General features: G+C 75.3%; 15 protein-coding genes. 7 read left to right on the top strand and 8 right to left on the bottom strand.

Annotated elements, in window-relative coordinates:
• Positions 1–3 precede the first annotated feature (3 nt).
• Together CHF16_RS40890 and CHF16_RS40295 are read right to left on the bottom strand one after the other, a co-directional pair.
• Positions 4–1170, bottom strand: coding sequence for a helix-turn-helix transcriptional regulator (locus CHF16_RS40890; RefSeq protein ID WP_218826687.1), 1167 nt, complete (start codon positions 1168–1170; stop codon positions 4–6).
• A gap of 169 nt (positions 1171–1339) precedes the next feature.
• Positions 1340–4246, bottom strand: coding sequence for a hypothetical protein (locus tag CHF16_RS40295; RefSeq protein WP_089326790.1), 2907 nt, complete (start codon positions 4244–4246; stop codon positions 1340–1342).
• Between the two features lie 215 nt (positions 4247–4461).
• Between CHF16_RS40295 and CHF16_RS15820 the strand changes: the two genes are divergently transcribed.
• Positions 4462–5490 carry an EamA family transporter gene (locus tag CHF16_RS15820; RefSeq protein ID WP_089326789.1) on the top strand — a complete coding sequence of 343 codons (1029 nt, stop codon included), beginning with the start codon at positions 4462–4464 and terminating at the stop codon, positions 5488–5490.
• 27 nt (positions 5491–5517) lie between these two features.
• Here CHF16_RS15820 and CHF16_RS15815 read toward each other — a convergent pair whose 3' ends face one another.
• Positions 5518–6372 carry an ABC transporter permease gene (locus CHF16_RS15815; RefSeq protein ID WP_089326788.1) on the bottom strand — a complete coding sequence of 285 codons (855 nt, stop codon included), beginning with the start codon at positions 6370–6372 and terminating at the stop codon, positions 5518–5520.
• A gap of 69 nt (positions 6373–6441) precedes the next feature.
• On the bottom strand, positions 6442–7389 hold the full coding sequence (locus CHF16_RS15810) for an ATP-binding cassette domain-containing protein (protein ID WP_089326787.1): 948 nt from the start codon (positions 7387–7389) through the stop codon (positions 6442–6444).
• Between the two features lie 96 nt (positions 7390–7485).
• On the opposite strand from CHF16_RS15810, the gene CHF16_RS15805 reads away from it, so the two are divergent.
• On the top strand, positions 7486–8268 hold the full coding sequence (locus CHF16_RS15805) for a TetR/AcrR family transcriptional regulator (RefSeq protein WP_089326786.1): 783 nt from the start codon (positions 7486–7488) through the stop codon (positions 8266–8268).
• Positions 8269–8305: 37 nt separating this feature from the next.
• Here CHF16_RS15805 and CHF16_RS15800 read toward each other — a convergent pair whose 3' ends face one another.
• Complete coding sequence (locus CHF16_RS15800; RefSeq protein WP_089326785.1) at positions 8306–8746, bottom strand: acyl-CoA thioesterase; 441 nt, start codon at positions 8744–8746, stop codon at positions 8306–8308.
• Positions 8747–8909: 163 nt separating this feature from the next.
• On the opposite strand from CHF16_RS15800, the gene CHF16_RS15795 reads away from it, so the two are divergent.
• Together CHF16_RS15795 and CHF16_RS15790 are read left to right on the top strand one after the other, a co-directional pair.
• Positions 8910–10169 (top strand): AI-2E family transporter, encoded by a 1260-nt coding sequence (locus CHF16_RS15795; protein ID WP_089326784.1) that lies wholly within the window; start codon positions 8910–8912, stop codon positions 10167–10169.
• 142 nt (positions 10170–10311) lie between these two features.
• A complete protein-coding gene (locus tag CHF16_RS15790) occupies positions 10312–12168 on the top strand; it encodes a glycoside hydrolase family 3 protein (protein WP_089326783.1) in 1857 nt (618 codons plus the stop codon).
• Positions 12169–12291: 123 nt separating this feature from the next.
• Here the strand turns inward: CHF16_RS15790 and CHF16_RS15785 are convergent, their stop codons facing one another.
• Both CHF16_RS15785 and CHF16_RS15780 read right to left on the bottom strand, forming a co-directional pair.
• Entirely contained in the window at positions 12292–13347 is a 1056-nt protein-coding gene (locus CHF16_RS15785) for an alpha/beta hydrolase (protein ID WP_089326782.1), read from the bottom strand.
• 301 nt (positions 13348–13648) lie between these two features.
• Positions 13649–14623, bottom strand: a complete 975-nt coding sequence (locus CHF16_RS15780) for a helix-turn-helix transcriptional regulator (RefSeq protein ID WP_089326781.1) — start codon at positions 14621–14623, stop codon at positions 13649–13651.
• A gap of 63 nt (positions 14624–14686) precedes the next feature.
• Between CHF16_RS15780 and CHF16_RS15775 the strand changes: the two genes are divergently transcribed.
• The 3 genes from CHF16_RS15775 to CHF16_RS15765 all read left to right on the top strand — a co-directional run bounded on the left by CHF16_RS15775 (position 14687) and on the right by CHF16_RS15765 (position 18034).
• Complete coding sequence (locus CHF16_RS15775; RefSeq protein WP_089326780.1) at positions 14687–15871, top strand: epoxide hydrolase family protein; 1185 nt, start codon at positions 14687–14689, stop codon at positions 15869–15871.
• A gap of 65 nt (positions 15872–15936) precedes the next feature.
• Complete coding sequence (locus tag CHF16_RS15770; RefSeq protein WP_089326779.1) at positions 15937–16779, top strand: NAD(P)H-binding protein; 843 nt, start codon at positions 15937–15939, stop codon at positions 16777–16779.
• 58 nt (positions 16780–16837) lie between these two features.
• Complete coding sequence (locus tag CHF16_RS15765; RefSeq protein ID WP_245868569.1) at positions 16838–18034, top strand: winged helix DNA-binding domain-containing protein; 1197 nt, start codon at positions 16838–16840, stop codon at positions 18032–18034.
• Between the two features lie 60 nt (positions 18035–18094).
• Here CHF16_RS15765 and CHF16_RS15760 read toward each other — a convergent pair whose 3' ends face one another.
• A complete protein-coding gene (locus CHF16_RS15760) occupies positions 18095–18661 on the bottom strand; it encodes a GNAT family N-acetyltransferase (RefSeq protein ID WP_089326778.1) in 567 nt (188 codons plus the stop codon).
• Positions 18662–18721 lie beyond the last annotated feature (60 nt).

The raw sequence follows: 18721 nt of genomic DNA, 5'->3' as shown, positions 1-18721 counted from the left end.
GGGTCACGCCTGCAGGGGGCAGCGGTCGACGACCCACGCCTCCTCTTCCCCGCCGCCCCCCGGCGGGGGCGGCGGCTCGTCGGTGAGGCGGTCCAGATGCCACTCCACGTGCGCCAGCGGCCCCCGCCAGCCCGCCAGCAGGTCCGCCAGCGGACGCGGCGGACCCGGCGGCCCGTACGGGCGCGGATCGGGCAGCTCGCCCTCCCACAGCGCGTCGTCGCACCCCGCCGCCCAGTGCCCCGCCGACGCCAGCACCTCCTCCAGGTCGCGCACCAGCTCGCCCAGCGACCGCGGCGCCATCGCGTCCTGGATCAGCCGCTCCCGCGCCTCGAACGGCAGGTCCCGCCCGAACACCGCCGGGAAGTCCGGGCGCCGCCCCGCCAGGACCGGCTCCTCACCCGTCGCCGCCGACCGGACCGCCGCCACCTGCCACCGGCACCACTCCGCCAGATGCCCCAGCGCACCGCGCAGCGCCGCCGCCCCCGCACCCCCGCTCGCACTCCGTCCGGGGGCCCGTCCGGGGGCGCGGACCTCGGCCGCCGCGTCCCGCAGCCGCGACCGCACATGCTCCAGCCGGTCCAGCGTCCACGCCCGCGCACGCGCCGCGTCCGCCGGCCCCCGCGGCCCCGCCCCCGGCGGCCCCGACGCCTCCGCCGGGCGCGGCACCGGCAGCCGCAGCGCCGCCAGCAGACCGTCCAGATCACGGTCCCGCGCGCCCCGCCCCGACAGGAACGCCGCGCCGATCCGGTCCAGCCGGAACGTCCGCGGCCCGTCCCGCAACCGGCACCACCCCACCAGGTACTCCCCGTAGGGGGCGATCACCAGGCCGTGCGCCTCCACGTCCCGGAAACTGCGGGCCCCCGACCGGCCGGTGTAGGCCAGCCGCACCACCCGGCGCGTGCGGACCGCCTCGGCGAGCGTCCCGCGCACCGGCGCGGTCAGCGACCCCGCCTCGCCCAGCGGCGCGGGCTCCGGCTCCGCCGGCAGCGCGTAGCCGCGGCCCCGGCCCGCCCGCACCGGCAGCCCGCCGTGCGCCAGCAGCTCCAGATCGCGGCGGACGGTCCGCTCACTGACCTCCAGCCGCGCCGCGAGGACCGCCGGGTCCACCGGCTCGGGCGAGGCCGCCCGCAGCTCGGCCACGAGCGCCAGCAGCCGGTCAACGCGATCCACGCCCACCATCGTCACCCGCGCGACCGGCGGTTCCGCCGCCCCGGGGGGACCCAAAACCCTTACCCCGCGGCGGAACCGGCCGCTTTCGCCCCCGCCCGACACCCCCCGCCCGACACCCCCCGCCGGGCACCCCCGCCGGCGGACGCGCCGACGGCGGGGGAGGGAGCCCTTACAGCTCCGCCGCCAGGCCCGCGAAGTCGGACGCCGTCAGCGACAGCGCGCTCCCGATCGCCTGCGTCGCCGCCGCGCTGCCCAGATGCCGCGTCGCCGCCCGGTCCAGGTAGGACTCCACCAGCCGGGCGCCGGTCAGCCGCCCACGCGGCCGCAGCGACCCCACCTCGCGGTTCACCACCGCCCACGCGTCCGCGCCCAGCCGCAGGCTGCGCTCCTCGGCCAGCAGCCCCACCAGCGCCGACCGCGCCGCCGCCGACGACAGGTCCGGCAGCCGCACCGCCCGCAGGTCGGCGGTGAGCTCCGGCGCCGCCGCCGACAGCTCCCCGACCCGGTCCGGCTCGCACGTGCCCAGCAGCGCGGTGTCGTTGACGCCCTCCAGCCGCGCCCGGTACAGCACCGACGCGTACGCGGCGCCGTCGGCCTCGTCCAGGATCAGGCCGTCCAGGCCGTCCAGCAGCAGCACGTGGCCCGAGTGGTCCTCCAGCGCGGCGCGCAGCCCGTCGGGGCCGTGCTCGCGCAGGTCCTCGGCGTGCACGGAGTGGACCTCGCCGCTGGACGCCTCGACCTCCGCCAGCGCGCGCGCCGCCATCCGGGCCAGCCGGCGCTGCCCGCTGGACGGCGCGCCGATCAGCAGCAGCGCCGGCGCCGACGCGCTCGACACCTCCTGCCCGCGCAGCCGCCGCGCCCACTTGCCGCGCCGCCGCACCTCGGTGACCACGCGCTCGATGTCGTCGGCGCCGCACAGGAACCGGATCCCGTACGCCTCGGCGACCCGCGGCTCGGGATCGGGGACCGCCGGGGCGGGCGGCGGGGGCGGCGGCTCGGGCACCGGCGCGGGAGGCGGCGGCAGATCCGCGGGCCGCGCCGGCTCCGGCATCGCCGGCGCCGGCGGAGACACGGGCGGCGGCGCCGGCGGAGACGGTGACGCGGCCGGCGGCTCGACAGGCGGCGGGACGGGCGGCGGGGGCGGCGCGGCCGCGCCCGGCCACGCCGGGCCCGGGTCGAGCTGGGTCTTGAACGCGTCGGTGTCCAGCTGCGTGCGCTGCGGCTCCGACGGCCACACCGGATCCGGCGCCGGCGGCGGGTACTGCACCTGCGCGGGCGGCCGGCCGCCCGCCGCACCGCCCGCCGCACCGGCCGCGGCGTCCCCCGCCGCGTCGGCGGTCGTCTGCTCCGCCGGCCGCGGCGGCGGCACCGGGTCAGCCGCCCGCTCCGGCGCGGGGGCGGGCGGCGGTTCGGGGGCGGGCGCCGGAGGCGGCGGGATCCGCGGGGGCGGCGCGTCCGACGCGAACGGATCGGCCGGAGGCGACGGCTGCGGCGGCTGCGCCGCCTCCGGCGAGGGCGACGGCGCGGGCGCGGGGGGTGGTTCGGGGGCGGCCGGGGGAGGGGCGGGCGCCACCGCGGGCGGCGGGCCCGGCGCGTCCTGGGTCGGCTCGGGCACCGGCGCGACCGGCTGGTCGGCGCCCGACCCGGCGCGCTCGGCGGCCATGTGGGCGCGGGCGGCCTTGATGATGTCCCACGCCGACAGCTCGTCGGTGGACGGCGGGGTGTGCATCGCCGGGGACGTCAGCTCCGCCGCGACCGCCTGCGGCACCGCGAACCCCGTCGCCGGCGGCGCGACCTGCGCCAGCCGGCACCACGTCAGCCCGAGCGCGTAGGTGGTGGCCAGCAGCGCGGCCAGCGCGTCGGCGTCGTCGCCGCGCAGCGCCTCGGGCAGCCGCCCCTCGCGCGGCCACAGCTCCCGCAGCGGGCTCGCCGGATCCGACAGCACCGTCTGCAGCGTCCGGACGCTGTCGGGGTCCAGCCACCGCTGCAGCGCCGGCACCGCGCCCGGCGCCGCCTGCAGGTCGGCGGCCAGCACCGCGATCCCCGCCCGGCGGACCTCGTCGTGGCCGCGGCCCGGCGCCGACGGGCGCGGCCCGGTCAGCCCCGCGACGATCTGCTGCAGGTCGTACAGGGCCAGCCGCAGGTACTCCCCGGGCGCGGTGTCGCGCAGCATCGGCGTGGCGTACTCGGCGGGGCAGCGGCGCCGCCACTCCTGCAGGACGGCGTCGGGCCCGTACCGGACGGTCGCCATGTCCTGCCCGACCATCCGCAGCGACGCCGCCGTCACCGCCGCCAGCGCGTCGGCGCCCGGCCGGAACCGCGGGTCGGCCTGCAGGCCCGCGGCGACCTCGTACATGACGCGGGCGACATGGGCGGCGCCGCCGCCGTCGCCCGCGCCGAGCCGGTGGATGTAGTAGCCCGCCAGGGTGGCGAAGTCCGGCGGCATCATCCAGTGCAGCCGGTCGGCGGAGGTGGTCAGGAACGGGATGAACGACTCGATCAGCGGATGCTCGGTCAGCGCGACCGGCGACCCCGCGCACCACAGCAGCGCCCCCCACGCCGCGGCGACCGTGCTGGGCGTGCCCGGCTGGAACATCGGGTCGCGGTTGGCGAACTGCTGCGGGTTCACCGCCAGCGCCGTGGTCAGCGCCTGGGAGATCCGCGCCACCACGGCGGTGTCGGGCACCGGCCCGAGGAACCCCGGCGAGGCCACCCGCCCCGCCGCCAGGTCCGGGCCGGTCGGGAACAGCTGCGGCGGGACCGGCGGGGTCCCCGCGCCCTGCGGCGCCGGCACCGCGACGCGGCGGTCCTCGAACGCCGCCGGCGGCGGGCAGGGGTGCCAGGTGCCGTCCAGGCCGCACCGGTACCAGCGGCCCCACGCCCCGTACAGCCACCATTCGCCGGCGCCCCACAGCATCCGCGCGGCGACCTGGGCCGCCCGGTCGGCGGGCTGGGCGGTCTGCCACCACGGCGAGGCCACCAGCTCGCGCACGTTGCCCTCGACCGAGGCGAACAGGTCGCCGCTCGGACCGCCTCCGGTTCCGCCGGGCCCCGCCCCGGCCGCCTGCCAGCTCATCCGGCGAATAGTAGTCGCCCGGTGCGGACCGTCCGGCATCGCGGGAATCACGGCCCGGTATCCCCCTCGGCATGTAAGGACTGTTCTGGCAGGATGCTCATGAACCCGTCGCGCGCGGGGCCGGCGCGGCACGCCGCACGGGCGACCGGGAAACCGGGCGACCGGGAAACCGGGCGGGCGGGCGATCGGACGGGGCGGCGGAGAGGGCGGCGACCATGACGGCGGGCACGGCGGCCGGGACCGGCGGCGCGGCGGGGACCCGGGCGGCGGGGCTGACGCTGGCGCTGCTGTCGTCGGTGTGCTTCGGTGCGTCCGGGCCGTTCGGCAAGGCCCTCATCGAGGCCGGGCTCGGTCCGCTGCAGGCGGTGTGGCTGCGGATCGCCGCCGCCGCGCTGGTGCTGCTCCCGCTCGCCGCCCTGCTGCGCCGCGCCGCGCTGCGCGACCTGCGGCCACACCTGCGCCCTTTGGTGCTGTACGGGCTGACCGGCGTCGCCGGCTGCCAGGCGTTCTACTTCGTGGCCGCGTCGCGGCTGCCGGTCGGGGTGGCGATCCTGCTGGAGTTCAGCGGCCCCCTGATCGTGCTCGCGTGGCTGCGGCTGGTCCGCCGGGTCCCCGTGCGCCGCACGGCCGCCGCCGGCGTCGCGGTCGCCATGGCCGGGCTCGCCCTGGTCGTGCAGGTGTGGACGGGCCTGTCGCTGGACCCGGTCGGGCTGGCCGCCGGGGCCGGCGCCGCCGCCTGCCAGGCCTGCTACTTCCTCATCGTCGACCGGTTCACCGGCAGCGTGGACCCGCTGGTCATCACCTCCGCCGGCAGCGCCGTCGCCGCGGCCGCCCTCGGCGTGCTGGCGGCGCCCTGGGCGCTGCCGTGGGAGGTGCTGGCCGCGCCGGTGCCCGTCGCCGGGCACACCGCGCCCGGCTGGACCCTGGTCGCCTGGATCGCGCTGGTCAGCACCGTGCTGGCCTACCTGACCGGCGTGGCCGGGCTGCAGCGGCTGTCGGCGCAGGTCGGCGCGGCGATCTGCTACACCGAGGCCGTCGCCGCCGCGCTCATCGCCTGGGCCGTGCTCGGCGAGCGCCTCACCCCGGCGCAGCTGGCCGGCGGCGCGATCGTGCTGACCGGCGCCTACCTCGCCCAGCGCGCCGCGCCCGCCCGCCCCGGCGACCCGCCCCCACCGGCGGCGGGGGCGGGAACGGGGACGGGTCGCCGCGGCCGCGCCCTCGGCGAGCCCGCCCTGGACCGCTGACCCCGGCGCCTTCGGAGGCTTCCGGTGTCAGGGGTTCTCGGTGCGGAACCGGCGGACGCCCAGCGCCACCGACACCGCCAGCAGCGCCGCCGTGACCGCCGCGCCCTCGGCGACGGCCGCACTGGCGTAGTCGCCCAGGAACGCCGCGCGGGCCCCGTCCACCACGTACCGGAAGGGCGTGAACCGCGACACCGCGTCCAGCCAGCCCGGTGCCAGGCCCATCGGCAGCAGGATCCCCGACAGCAGCATCAGCGGCAGCGTCACCGACGACAGCAGCGGCGCGAACGCGTCCTCGGTGCGGGTCCGCATCGCCAGCACGTACGACAAGGACGCGACGCTGACCGCGAGCGCCACCGTGAACAGTAGCCCCGCGGCGATCCCGGCGGCGGGGGCGCGCAGCCCCAGCGCGAGCCCGGCCGCGACCAGCAGCACCCCCTGCACCGCGATGACGGCGGTGTCGCGCAGGACGCGGCCCAGCAGCAGCGCGGTTCGGCTGACCGGGGTGACCCGCAGCCGCTCCACCACCCCCGACCGCATCTCCGCCAGCAGCCCGAACCCGACGAATCCGGCACCGAACAGCGCCAGCTGGACCAGGATCCCCGGCACGAACACCTGCCAGGCGTCACCGCCGCCGAACCCGCGCACGTCCGCCAGGTCCGACAGCAGCGGCCCGAACAGCACCAGGTACAGCAGCGGCTGCACCGCGCCGAACACCACCGCGACCTTGCTGCGCAGCGTCTGCCGCGCGTACCGCAGGAACACCAGCCGGGTGTCGGACACGATCCGCGCGAACGGCTCGCGCGCGTCCGCCGCGGGCACGGGCGGGCCTTCCGGGGACGCGGCCGGGGTCGGCGGGACCGGTTGAGAGGGAGGAAGCGGCATGGCGGAGCTCCTTGTCGGACGCCTAACGAGGAAACGGGGAACGGGGGAAGCGGGTGGCGGGGGCGGGGGTCAGGCGGCGGCGTCGCGCAGGGCGCGGCCGGTGACGGCGCGGAACACGTCGTCGAGGGTGGGGCGGGCCACGCTCATCGACGCCAGCTCGACGCCGGCGCCGTCCAGCGCGCGGATCAGCGGCATCAGGGCCTTCTCGCCGTCCTCGAGGGTGAGCCGGACCCGGCCGCCGGAGACCGCGGCCTCGCGGACGCCCGGATGGGACGCCAGCGCCGCGCGGACGCGCTCGCATCCGGCCGTGGCTGCGGGCTCCAGGGTGACGACGTCGCCGGCGACGCGGCGCTTGAGCTCGGCGGGCGTGCCCGCGGCGACGATGCGGCCCCGGTCGATGATCAGGAGCCGGTCGCACAGCGCGTCGGCCTCCTCCAGGTAGTGGGTGCTGAGGAACACCGTGGTGCCCTCGCCGGCGCGCATGGCGCGGATGTGGTCCCACAGCTCGCCGCGGCTCTTGGGGTCCAGGCCGGTGGTGGGCTCGTCCAGGAACAGCAGCGGCGGGCGGTGCACCAGCCCGAGGGCGATGTCCAGGCGGCGGCGCTGCCCGCCCGACAGCGACCCCGCCGGCTCCCGCGGGTCGGCCAGGTCCAGGCGGGCGCACAGCTCGGCGATCCGCGCGGCGCGGTCCGGCACCCCGTACAGGCGGGCCTGCAGGTCCAGCTCCTCGGCGGCCGGGACGGCGGGGTCGGTGCCGCCGCCCTGCGCGACGTAGCCGATGCGGCGCCGGACGCCCGCCGGGTCGCCGCGCAGGTCGCGGCCGGCGACGGTCGCGGTGCCGGCGGTCGGGGCCAGCAGCGTCGTCAGCATCCGCAGCGTGGTGGTCTTCCCGGCGCCGTTGGGGCCGAGGAACCCGACGATCTCGCCGGGCGCGACCGACAGGTCCACGCCGCGGACCGCCTCGACGGTCCCGTGCCGGCCGGTGAAGGTGCGGGCCAGCCCGCGCGCCTCGATCACGATGTGTGCCTCCTCTTCGACGACCCGGGTAGCGTAACCCCAATTTTGCAGTGACACCAAGTTTTCGGTCACTCCAGTGAAGGTAGGATTCCGGGCATGGGTGAGGAGCTCGGCGCGCCCGGACCGGGGCTGCGGGAACGCAAGAAGCGCGAGACGCGGCGCCGCATCTCCGACATCGCCACCGGCCTGTTCCTGCAGCGCGGCTTCGACGAGGTCACCATCGCCGACGTCGCCCGCGCCGCCGACGTGTCGGTCAACACCGTCTTCAACTACTTCCGCACCAAAGAGGACCTGTTCTTCGACCGCCAGGACGAGGCCGTCGAGGCCCCCGCCCGCGACTTCCAGGCCCGCCGCCCCGGCGAGAGCGCCGCCGCGGTGTTCCGCCGCCGGTTCTTCGAGGACCTCGACGCCCGCGGCCACCTCACCGGCCTCGCCGAGGGATCGGACGCCTGGCACCGCACCGTCCGCGCCAGCCCCGCCCTGCGGGCCCGCCAGCGCGAGATCGGCCGCCGAGCCAAGGACCGGCTCGCCGCCCGCATCGCCGAGGACACCGGCGCCGGCCCCGACGACATCGCCCCCCACGCCGCCGCCGCGATGATCTTCGCCGTGCGGACCACGCTGGTCGAGCAGATCGCCGACCGCCGCGCCGCGGGGGAGACCCCGGCGGAGATGCGCGACGACGTCTACGCCGCCGCCGCCCGCGCCTTCGACCTGCTCGAACACGGCCTCGGCGGATACGCCGCCGCCCCGCCCGACCCCACCGGGCCCGACCCCACCGGGCCCGACCCGGCAGGGCCCGACCCCACCGGCGATACCCCCGGCACGGGCGGCGAGAGCGGCGGCGGTGACGCGGGCGGGAAGCCGCCCGCCGGAAAGTGAGCGCCGGCGCGCCCACCGCGCGCGCCGCGCCCCGGAGTCAGGCCCCGGGCGTGCCGGGCGGCCGGCCCGTCCCGTCCAGGTAGGGGGTCAGCGCCGACCTGACCATCTCCGGCATCTCCCGCTTGCCCTTGGACGCCGGGTCGATGAACACGTGCCGCACCTCCCCGTCGGCGATGAGGCGCTCGCCCACCCGGAACACCGGGCGCACGATCATGCTGGTCGTCCCCAGGTGCGCCACCGGCATCGACACCTCCAGCAGCTCGTCGAACCGGGCGCCCTCCCGGTACCGGATCCGCGCCTCGGCCACCACCAGGTCGTAGCCGTCGCCCACCATCTGCCCGTAGTCGCCGACCAGCGCCCGCCACAGCTCCGTCAGCGCCACGTCGTAGTAGAAGAGGTAGTGGCCGTTGAACACCACGCCCTGCTGGTCGCACTCGCTGTACCGCACCCGCAGCCGATGCGTGAACACCTCGCCCATACCCGGGCATCCTGCCTCATCGTGCCGGCCGGTGCCCGCACGCCCCTCCGGCGCGGCGGAGCGGGGCGCAGGGGCGTGCGGAGCGCGAAATCCCGGCAAAGACTGGCCCCGGTGCGGGGCAGGACGACCGCAATGCCCGATCGGATGCCGTTAACGTGCGGGAATGCCGCAGACGCCCGGCCCGCCGCCCGGCGACCCGCCGGCCGACGCGCCCGCCGACATCCCGCCCGACGCGCAGCCCGCCGCCCCGCCGGCCGGGCCGCCCGCCGGTCCGGGCGGCCCGGCCGGGGGAGGCCCGGACGCGGACGGGCGCCCCGGCGGGCAGCGGATGCCGCCGTGGCTGCCCAAGGCGTTCGCGCTGGCCGGAGCGACCGTGCTGGCGTTCCTGGCCGGGCTGTGGCTGCTGCAGCGGCTGCGCGAGCTGCTGCTGCTCCTGCTGATCTCGCTGTTCCTGGCGTTCGCGATCGAACCGGCCGTGAACTGGCTGGCCCGCCGCGGATGGCGGCGCGGCCTGGCGACCGGCGCGATGTTCGTCGTCGTCGGGGTGCTGCTCGCCGGGTTCGTCGGCGGCATCGGGTCGCTGCTGGCCACCCAGGCCGCCCACCTCATCGACGGGTTCCCCGGCTACGTCCAGGACGTCATCGGATGGGTGAACTCCACCTTCGGGACGAACCTGTCCCAGCGGACCCTGTTCCAGCGGCTCCCCACCGTCACCGACACCCTGTCACGGCACATCACCGACCTGGCCGGGAACGTGTGGGGCGTCGGCACCACCGCCTTCGGCGTCGTCTTCAACGCCCTCGGCGTGCTGCTGTTCAGCTTCTACCTGTCGGCCGAAGGACCCCAGTTCCGCCGGACGGTCTGCTCCCTGCTCCCGCCGCACCGCCAGCGCGAGGTCCTGCGCGCCTGGGAGATCGCCGTCGACAAGACCGGCGGCTACATCTACTCCCGCGGGCTGCTCGCCCTCATCTCCGGCATCGCCCACTACGCCGCCATGGCCGGGCTCGGCGTCCCCTACGCCGCCACGCTCGCGCTGTGGGTCGGCGTGGTGTCGCAGTTCATCCCCGCCATCGGCACCTACCTCGCCGGCGCGGTGCCCGTCCTGATCGCGCTCACCGCCTCGCCCGCCACCGCGCTGTGGCTGCTGCTGTTCATCCTCGGCTACCAGCAGCTGGAGAACTACCTGCTGCAGCCGCGCATCACCGCCAAGACCCTGGACATGCACCCCGCCGTCGCGTTCGGCCTCATCCTCGCCGGCGCCGCCGTCGCCGGACCCGTCGGAGTGCTGCTGGCCATCCCGCTCGGCGCCAGCCTCCAGGCGTTCGCCTCCGCCTACGTCCGCCGCTACGACGTCGAGGAGCACCCCCTGACCAAACCCGACGCCCCCGCCGGACGCTGGTGGCGGTGGATGCGCCGCAACTGAACCCGCCCCGGCCGGGCCCGGCGTCCTTTACCCGAACCTGGTGCGGATCGTCGACCATTGCCGTGGACGGCGCCGCCCGCCCGGTCTACCGTGCCAGGAAGACCTTGATCATCAAGCAGCTCGGGGGCGGGAGGGAGCCGTCATGTACCGTCCCCGCACGCGCCGCCGCCGGTGGCTCGCCGGGCTCACCGCCGCGACGCTCACCGCGACCGGCCTCACCTGCCTCCCCGCGGCCTCCGCGCAGGCCACCGGGAAGGCCGGGCGGGCCGCACCGGGAGGGAAGGACCCCGCACTGCTGCGGATCATGCGGTCGATGTCCCTTCAGGACAAGGTCGCGCAGCTGTTCGTCCTGCAGATCCACGGCACCGGCGCCACCACCGACGACCCCGCCGCCGTCGCCGCCAACCGCCGGCTCTACGGAGTCGACAACGCCGCCCAGGTCGTCGCCCGCTACCGCCCCGGCGGATTCATCTACTACGGCGAGAACGTCACCGGCCCCGCGCAGGTCGCCGCGTTCTCCAACGGCATCCAGCGCGCCGCCGCGGCCCAGCCCCACCGCATCCCCGCCACCATCGCCACCGACCAGGAGGGCGGCATCGTCGCCCGCCTCCAGCCGCCCGCCACCCAGTCGCCCGGCGCGATGGCGCTGGCCGCCGGGCGCCGCACCGGCGACGCCCGCGCCCTCGCCGCCATCACCGGACGCGAACTGCGCGCCGTCGGCATCAACCAGGACTACGCGCCCGACGCCGACGTCAACGTCAACCCCGCCAACCCCGTCATCGGCGTCCGGTCCTTCGGCTCCGACCCCGCCCTGGTGTCGGACATGGTCACCGCCCAGATCGGCGGCTACCGGTCCGCGGGCGTCACCGCGACCGCCAAGCACTTCCCCGGCCACGGCGACACCACCACCGACTCCCACACCGGCGTCCCCCACATCGACCACACCCGCGCCGAATGGGAGCGCCTGGACGCGCCCCCGTTCCGCGCCGCGATCCGGCACGGCGTCGAGGCGATCATGACCGCGCACATCGTCGTGCCGTCACTGGACCCCTCCGGCGACCCCGCCACCCTGTCGCGGCCCATCCTCACCGGCATCCTGCGCGACCGCCTGCACTACCGCGGCCTCATCGTCACCGACGCCCTCGACATGCAGGGCGTCCGCGACAAGTACGGCGACGAGAACATCCCCGTCCTCGCCCTCAAGGCCGGCGCCGACGTCCTGCTCAAACCGCCGCTGGACGAGCAGGGCCAGGGCGTGTTCCCCCGCCAGCTCGCCGCCGTCGTCGCCGCCGTCGAGTCCGGCGAGCTCACCGAGCGGCGCATCGACGAGTCCGTCTACCGCGTCCTGGACCTCAAACGCCGCCGCGGCCTGTTCCGCGACCCCTACGCCGACGAATCGAAGATCGCCCGGCGCGTCGGGACGCCCGCGCACCTGGCCGCCGCCCAGCGCGCCGCCGACCGCACCACCACCCTGGTCCGCGACGACGCCGGCGCCCTGCCGCTGCGTCCCGGCGCCCGCGACGTCCTGGTCACCGGATGGGGCGTCTCCACCACCGCCGCGCTCGGCACCGAACTCGCCCGCCGCGGCGCCACCAGCACCGTCCGCGAGACCGGGATCAACCCCGGACCCGCGCAGATCGACCAGGCCGTCGCCGCCGCCCGCGGCCGCGACCTCGTCGTCGCCGTCACCAACCGCGCCTGGGACATCAAGGACGAACCCGGCCACAACGGCCCCGGGCAGATGAACCTCGTCAAGGCCCTCCTGGCCACCGGCACCCCCGTCGTCGTCATCGCCGTCCGCGACCCCTACGACATCGCCTGGTTCCCCGAGGCCCCCACCTACCTGGCCACCTACTCCTACACCGCCGAAGCGCTGCGGTCGGCCGCCAAGGCGCTCTTCGGGGAGACCGACCCGCGCGGGCGGCTGCCCGTCGCCATCCCCGACCGCGACGACCCCGCGACCGTCCTCTACCCGTTCGGGCACGGCCTGAGCTACTGACGGCCCGCACCCACCGCACGGACCCGGCCGGGAGCCGAACCGCCGGGAGAACCGGCGGGCCCGGTGCGGGACGGCGACCGCCGCCCACGCACCGGGCCCGGGAAACCCTCGCTCAGGCGCGCGTCACGCCTGGCGCGCGCCGATCGCCTTCATCATCGCCGGCCAGACCGACCGCGACTCGCGCACCCACGCCGGCCAGTTGTGCCGCCCGTCGCCGTAGATGTGCGCGGTGTAGGGGATCTTCAGCTCGTCCAGCCGCTTGCGGAAGTCCTTGTTGTTGGCGCCCACCGCGATCTCGCTCAGCAGGCCGATGTCCCACGGCGCCACGTCCGGGTCCCCGGGACCCGGGCGGCCGGTCGTGCCCGCCGAGAAGAACAGCTGGGTGCCGCGCAGCTTGCCCGCCAGCGAGTACGGGTCGTGCGCCGCCCAGTTGGCGTCGTCCAGCCACGGGATGCCCCAGATCGCGAACGGGTCCTGCCCGTTGCCGGCGTTGGTGAACATCAGCATCGCCGGCATCCCGATCGACCGCATCGACAGGATCCCGCTCAGCGACGCCGCGTACTTGAACATCCCCGGGTGCCGCGCCGCGTACGACATCGCGCCCGCGCCGCCCGAGGAGTTCCCGATCGCCGCGCGCAGCGCCCCCGCGTGGTAGTTGCGCTCCATCAGCTGGCGCACCTCGGCGGTGTGGAAGGTCTCCCACCGGGGCGTCCCGCCCATGCCGTAGTTGTACCAGTCGGTGTAGGAGCCGTTCGCGCCCTCGGGCATCACCACGATGACGTTGTACTTGGCCGCCCACGCCTCGATGTCGGTGTTCCTGGTCCAGGAGGTGTAGTCGTCCTGCCCGCCGTGGAAGGCGTACAGGATCGGCCACGTCGCCGTCGAGTCCCGCGTCCAGTTCTTGGGCAGCAGGATCCGGGTCTTCACCGACTGGCCCAGCGCGGGGGAGTCGATGGTGATGTCGACCTCGCGGGTGCCGATCTTCTTCTCCGCGGTGATGCGCGCGCCGTCGTCGGCCTTGGCCGACGGTCCCGCGAGCGCCTGCGCCGGGATCCGGGCCTGCGCGGGGACCGCGCCCGCCGCGCCGATCCCGGCGACGAGGACGGCGCCGATGGCGCCGGACGCCAGGGAGCGCCGCCAGTGGATCCGGTGGGGCCGACGGCGGACGGAAGGTGTCATCTGCTCACCTCGCGGATCAGGCCCGACCCCCGACGGCCGCGCGACTGCGGGAGAGTGTCCTCGCCCCCGCCGAAATGATCTACATGTCGGTGTGACAAAGAATCCGCGCGGCGCTGTGCACAAGTGAGTCATCCCGCCGCTTCGGCCGGCAGCGCGGCCAGCGCCGCGGCGCCCGGCCCCGCCAGGTTCATCGCCGCTCCACACCGCTGGCAACGCACTCCAAGTAGCCGATGAGCGGATGCGCAACCGCATGGAGGCAATGGAGGCGGGAGCCGCGGCGGGGCGGCCTCGTCCGCGTGGCTCAGGTGTCCTGCGGCCGTGGCTCGGTGGCGCGGTGGTAGCGGTCGGCGAGTGCACGCACGAGTTCGACGAGTTCCGCGGGTTGGGTCACGGTGAAGTCGAGGCCGAGCAGGCCGAGGTGAACGGCGAGCGCCTCGATGCTGTCCGCGCCGGTGTCCAGCAGGCAGCGGGTGTCGTCGACCGGCGTGATCGTGCCGATGGCGGCGTTGATTCGTTCGGCGAGCTGTTCGGCTGGTACGTGCACGACGACCTGGGCCCGGTATCGCCAGGCAGCCGACGACACGCCCCGGCGTACCTGGTCGATGGCCTCCTCGGGGAGATCGCGGGGGGTGAACCGGGGACCCGTCGGGGTGCGTGGGTGGAGCTGGTCCACCCGGAACGTCCGCCAGCCGGCCCGCTCGACGTCGAACCCGACGAGGTACCACCGACGTCCCCAGTTGACCAGCCGGTATGGTTCCACCTCGCGCCGGCTCTCGGAGCCGTCGTGGCTTCGGTAGTCGAATCGCAGGCGCTCGTGATCCCGGCAGGCGGCGGCGAGGGCGCTCAGCGTGTCCGCGTCCACCCGTGGGCCCGGGTCGTCCCGCGGTACCGCGACGGCGTACCGCTGGAGGGCGTTCACACGGCGCCGGAGCCGGGTCGGTAGCACCTGCTCCAGTTTGGCCAGCGCGCGCAGCGAGGTCTCCTCGACTCCGGTGATCGTGCCCCCGGCGGCGGTGCGCAGTCCGATCGCCACCGCGACCGCCTCTTCATCGTCGAGCAGCAGCGGCGGCAGCGCGGCCCCGGCACCGAGCCGGTAGCCGCCCACCGCGCCTCGGTTGCCGTGCACCGGATAGCCGAGGTTTCGCAGGCGTTCCACGTCGTTGCGGACGGTGCGGGTGCTGACCGACAGCCGTTCGGCCAGTTCGGCGCCGGTCCACTCGCGGGGCGTCTGGAGCAGCGACAGCAGGCGCAGCAGCCGCGCCGAGGTTTCCAACATTCCTCGGAGTCTGCCAGAGCATTAGGAACGGATCTTGCCTAAATGGATCTTACGCTGACGACCATGACGAACGACAGCACGATCGCCCCGTTCTGGATCGACATCCCCCAGGCCGACCTCGACGATCTCCAGCAGCGGCTGGCGCGGACCCGGTGGGCGGAGGAACTGCCCGCGGGCGAGTCGGCGCCGGCCGGCCCGGTGCCGCCCGGCTGGGAGTACGGCGTCCCGGTGGGCTACGTCAAGCAGCTGGTCGAGCGGTGGCGCACCGGCTACGACTGGCGGGCCTGGGAGGCGAAGCTGAACGCGTACCCGCAGTTCACCACTGAGATCGACGGCCAGAACATTCACTTCCTGCACGTGCGGTCGCCGGAGCCGAACGCGACGCCGCTGATCCTGACCCACGGCTGGCCGACCTCGGTGGTCGAGTGGCTGGACGTGATCGGCCCGCTCACCGACCCGCGGGCCCACGGCGGCGACCCGGCGGACGCGTTCCACCTGGTCATTCCGTCGGTGCCGGGCTTCGGCTTCTCCGGGCCGACCCGGGAGCGTGGCTGGGACCGGTACCGGGTGGCCCGGGCCTGGGCCGAGCTGATGCGTCGGCTCGGATACGGCCGGTACGGCGCGGCCGGCAACGACGGCGGGTCGCTGATCTCGCCCGAGGTGGGCCGGGTCGACCCCGAGCGCGTCTGCGGCGTGCACGTGACGCAGGTCTTCTCGTTCCCGTCGGGTGACCCCGCCGAGCTGGCCGGTCTGTCCGAGGAGGAGCGCGGCAAGCTCGCGTTCGCCGAGTGGTTCACCCAGAACCGGGGCGCGTACGACAAGCTCCAGTCCACCGAGCCGCAGAATCTGGCGCACGCCCTGGCCGACTCCCCGGCCGGCCTGCTGGGCTGGCACGCGCAGCTGCTCGGCGCTTCGCTCGACCAGGATTTCGTACTCACGAACGTGATGATCTACTGGCTGACCAACACGGCCGCCTCAGCCGCCCGGTTCTACTACGAGGACGCGGCGGCGGCCCCCGTACAGCAGAAGTCGAACGGCCGGGGCACCTCCGTGCCCGAGCCGACCACCGTGCCCCTCGGCCTGGCCAACTTCGCCTGGGACTTCCAGTCCATCCGGCCGTTCGCCGACCGCGACCACAAGAACATCCTGTCCTGGAACGTCTATGACCGGGGCAGCCACTTCGCCGCGCACGACGCCCCCGACCTGCTCGTCGACGACATCCGGCAGTTCTTCGACAAGGTTCGCTGATCCGCCGCCGGTTGCCGACGGACCCGCTCAGACCCCCCATGTATTCGCACGAAGGGAAACCCCCCATGTATCTCGTCATCGGTGCCACGGCTCACTTCGGACGTCAGGCGGTAGAGGAGTTGGTCGCCGCGGGTGCCCCGGTGCGGGCGCTGACCCGTACGCCGGAGCGGGCCGGGCTCCCGGAGGAAGTCGACGTGGTCCGGGGTGATCTGACCAAGCCCGAGACGCTGCCGGCGGCGCTGGCCGGCGTCGAGGCCGCCTTCCTGGTTCTGCAGTACGGGATGGATGTCGCTCCGCTGCTGGCGGCCGCGGGCCGAGCCGGGGTGCGGCGGCTGGTGTTCCTGTCCTCGGGGGCGGTCGTCCCGGGCGCCGAGCGGCAGCCCGACGTGATCGCCCAATACCACCGCGACGTCGAGCGGGCCGTCGAGGCGTCCGGAACCGAGTGGACGTTCCTGCGGCTGCTCTTCCCCGCCATCAACTCGTTGACGTTCGCGATGCAGCTCCAGGGCGGTGACGTCATTCGCGCGCCGTACGCCGAAGCGGCCTTCAGCGCCGTGCACGAAAGGGATGTCGCCGAGGTGGCCACGCAGATCCTGATCGGCGGCGGGCACGCGGGGCGGGCCTACGACCTGACCGGCCCCGAGTCGCTGACCCAGACACAGCAGGTCCGCATCCTCGGCGAGACGCTGGGGCGCCCGCTCACCGTCGAGGACCTCGACCCGGAGCCTGTGCTGGAGCAGATGAGCCAGTTCATGGACCCCGAGTTCCTGGCCGCGCTGTTCGCTCTCATGGCGCAGGCGGTCGGCAAGCCCGCGCCGGTCAACGACGTCATCGAGCAGATCACCGGGCACCCCGCACGGACCTACGCCCGGTGGGCCGCGGATCACCGGGCCGACTTCGGCGGCTGATCAACGAGGCCGGGGCGGCATCCGCCGCCCCGGCCGTGTGGACGGAGAGGACGGCACGGTGGCACAGGTGCTGGGGCGACGGGAGTTGGGGAGAGCCCTGCTGGCCCGTCAGTGGCTGCTGGAACGGGCCGACGCGACCGCCGAGGAGGCGGTCACCTGGCTGGTCGGCATGCAGGCGCAGGCGCCGTACGCGCCCTACTTCGGGCTCTGGAGCAGGTTGCGGAAGTTCGGTACCGCCGACCTGGCGGACGCGCTGACTGAGCGCCGCCTGGTGCGGGTCGCGCTGATGCGGAGCACCGTCCACCTGGTCACCACGGCGGACTACCGCTCGTTGCGGCCATGGGCGCAGCCCGCGCTCGACCGTGAGCTGGACACCGCGTTCAGAACGGCCCTGACCGGTCTGGACCGTGTGGCCGTGGCGAAGTCGGGCCGGGCGCTGCTCGACGCACGGCACCTCACCCCCAAGGAGCTCAGGGCGGCGCTGCACGAGCGGTGGCCCGATCACGAGCCCCGCGCGCTCGCCACCGTAGTGCGCAACCTCGTGCCGCTAGTCCAGGTGCCGCCACGCGCCGTCTGGGGCGTCGGCGGCACCACCCGGTACGCGACGGCGGCCGGCTGGACCGGGGCCGAGCCCGCCCCCGCCGCCGACTCCGAACACATAGTGCTGCGCTACCTCGCCGCGTTCGGCCCGGCCTCGGTCACCGACGTGCAGACATGGGCCGGCCGAACCCGGCTGCGTCCCGTCCTGGAGAGACTCCGGCCGCAACTGGCGGTCTTCCGCGACGAGCACGGGACGGAGCTGTTCGACCTGCCGAATGCGCCACGCCCCGGCGCCGACGCCCGCGCGCCGGTTCGCTTTTTGCCCGAATACGACAACCTGCTGGCCTCCCACGCCGTCCGCACCCGCGTGATCTCGGAGGAGGCCCGCAAACGAGTCATGACACGCAACGGGATGCGCGCCACCTTCCTGGTGGACGGGCAGGTGACGGGCGCCTGGAAACTCCACCGGGGCAAAGCGTCGGCGACTCTGGAGATCGACCCGTTCCGGCCGCTGACCGCCACCGAGCGCGCCGAGGTCGAGACCGAAGGCGCCCGGCTGCTGGAGTTCGCCGCGCCCGGCGCCGGCCACGACCTCCGCAGCGGCAGGGCCACGCTCGTCGGCCACGACGACGCGGTGACCGGCGTGCACCTCCAGCAGCAGCTCGGGCAGCTCGACGGCATGGCCCGAATGCCGGCCGAGCAGGCCGACCGGTGACCGCTCGCGGAGCCGCCCCCCGCCGCCTCACCGCCCCCGCCGCCTCACCGTCCACTCGCGTCAGCGGCCGGCGCGGGCGTCCCACTCGTGCCGCAGCATCGCGTACACGACCTCGTCGCTCCACTCGCCCTTGACCATCTCGTTCTGCACCAGGTGCGCCTCGCGGCGCATCCCCAGCCGCTCCAGCACCCGCGCGGACGCCGCGTTGCGGCCGTCCAGCCGCCCGCACACCCGGTGCAGGTCCAGGCCCTCGAACCCCAGCCGCAGCACGACCTCGGCGGCCTCGGTGGCGAACCCCCGCCCGTGGAAGGCCGGGTTGAAGATGTAGCCGATCTCGCCCTGCCGGTGCTCACGGCTGCGCCACTGCAGGTTGACCTCGCCGATCAGGTCGCCCGTCTCGCGCCACACCACCGCCAGGACCAGCCAGTCGCCCTCCTTCTCCACGGTCGAGGCGCCCATCTTCTGCTTCAGGAACGACCGCGACTCCTCCAAGGTCCGCGGCTCCCAGTACAGGAACCGCGCCACCTCCGGCAGGGACTGGTAGGCGTACAGGCCCTCCAGGTCGCCCTCGTGGAACGGCCGCAGGGTGAGCCGCTCGGTCTCGATCGGGTACGCGGGACGGAGCATGGGCATGATCCTATTCACCGTGTTCGCCCTCCGGCGACCGTAATTCCCCGGTAACCCCCC

Source organism: Actinomadura meyerae, assembly GCF_900188445.1.
Taxonomy (GTDB): Bacteria; Actinomycetota; Actinomycetes; order Streptosporangiales; family Streptosporangiaceae; genus Spirillospora; species Spirillospora meyerae.
The sequence above is the reverse complement of the archived record's forward strand: the minus strand, read 5'-3'. Positions and strand labels throughout refer to the sequence as shown.